General features: G+C 64.3%; 1 pseudogene. It reads right to left on the bottom strand.

Annotation, left to right across the window (positions count from 1 at the left end):
* Window positions 1–1,730, bottom strand: a pseudogene (locus tag I5M_RS29530) (efflux RND transporter permease subunit); the annotation flags it as partial.

Below are 1,730 nucleotides of genomic sequence, written 5' to 3'. Positions count from 1 at the left end.
CCCAGCACCTTCGGCGCCCCATGGGTTCAGTTCGTCGAGATTGGCGTCTTGCAACGTGTATTCGAATTGGGTGCGGGTCGGGCGGCCGCCGAGTCGGACGTCCTGTGCCGCCTGCATAAACAGTCGCGCGCCCTCGACTTTCTCGAGCTTCGGCCGCAGCCGCGCGATGATTTGCTGCGCACTGGCGTCGCGCTCGTCGCGCGGCTTCAGCGTGATGTACATCCGCCCGGTGTTGAGCGCGCTGCCGCCGCCGCCGATGAACATAGCGATGCTGTACACGGCCGGATCAGCTTGGACGATCTTCCCGAGTTCTTCCTGGTGCCGCTTCATGTCGGCGAACGAGATGTCCTGCGAGGCTTCGGATGCGGCAGTGATCAGGCCGTTGTCCTGCTGTGGGAAGAAGCCCTTCGGGATCACGACGAACAGGTACACCGACAGCGCCAGTGTGCCGAAGAACACCAGCAGTGTGGTGAAGCGCCAGCGCATCACCACATCAAGGCCGCGCGCATAGGCGTTCAACATCGCGTCGAACGCCCGCTCGCTCCATTGATACAGCCGGCCGTGGCGCGCATGATGTTCGGAGCGCAGGAACCGCGATGCCATCATCGGGGTCAGCGTCAGCGACACCACCAGCGACACGGCGATCGCCATCGCCAGCGTCACCGCGAACTCGCGGAACAGCCGGCCGATGATGCCGCCCATCAGGAACAGCGGGATCAGCACCGCGATCAGCGAGATCGAGATCGACACGATCGTGAAGCCGATTTCGCCGGCGCCCTTCAGTGCCGCCGCCATCGGCGTTTCGCCTTCCTCGACGTAGCGGGAGATGTTTTCCAGCATCACGATGGCGTCGTCGACCACGAAGCCGACCGAGATCGTCAGCGCCATCAGCGACAGATTGTCGAGCGAGTAGCCGGCGGCCCACATCAGCGCACAGGCGCCGAGCAGCGCCAGCGGCACCGTGATGCTGGGAATGATGGTCGCCCAAAAGCTTCGCAGGAAGACGAAGATCACCATCACCACCAGGGCGATGGTCAGCAGCAGCGTGAATTGCACGTCCTCGACCGCGGCGCGGATCGTGGTCGTGCGGTCGCTCATGATCTCGACCTTGATGGCCGGCGGGATCGCGGCGACGAGGCGCGGCAGCTCCGCCTTGATGTGGTCGACGGTGTCGATCACGTTGGCGCCAGGCTGCTTGAACACGACGAGGAACACGCCGCGCTTGCCGTTGGCCCACGCGGCCGTCTTGGTGTCCTCCGGTCCGGTGACCGCCTGTCCGATGTCGCGAATGCGCAGCGGGCCGCCGTTGCGATAGGCGAGGATGACGTCGTTCCAGTCCTTCGAGGCGGTCAACTGGTCGTTGGCGTAGATGGTGTAGCTGCGCGTCGGCGCTTCGATCGACCCTTTCGGGCTGTCGACGGTGGTGATCCCGATCTGTGTACGGACGTCCTCCAGCGTCAGCCCCTTCGCCACGAGCTTGGCGGGATCGACCTGGATGCGGATCGACGGCTTCTGCTGGCCGCCGATGAACACCTGGGCGACGCCGGAAATCTGGCTGATCTGCTGCGCGATCTTGGCGTCGGCGTCGTCGCTGACGGTGGTTAGCGGCAGAGTGTCGGAAGTTGCCGACATGATCATGATCGGCGCGTCGTCCGGGTTGACCTTCATCTAGCTCGGAGGACTCATTAGCGTGTTCGGCAACTGCGCGCCAGCGACATTGATCGGGGCCT

Origin of the sequence: Rhodopseudomonas sp. B29 (assembly GCF_000333455.1) — a bacterium.
GTDB lineage: Bacteria > Pseudomonadota > Alphaproteobacteria > Rhizobiales > Xanthobacteraceae > Rhodopseudomonas.
Note: the sequence above shows the minus strand (reverse complement) of the source record. Positions and strands in the feature narration are given on the sequence as shown.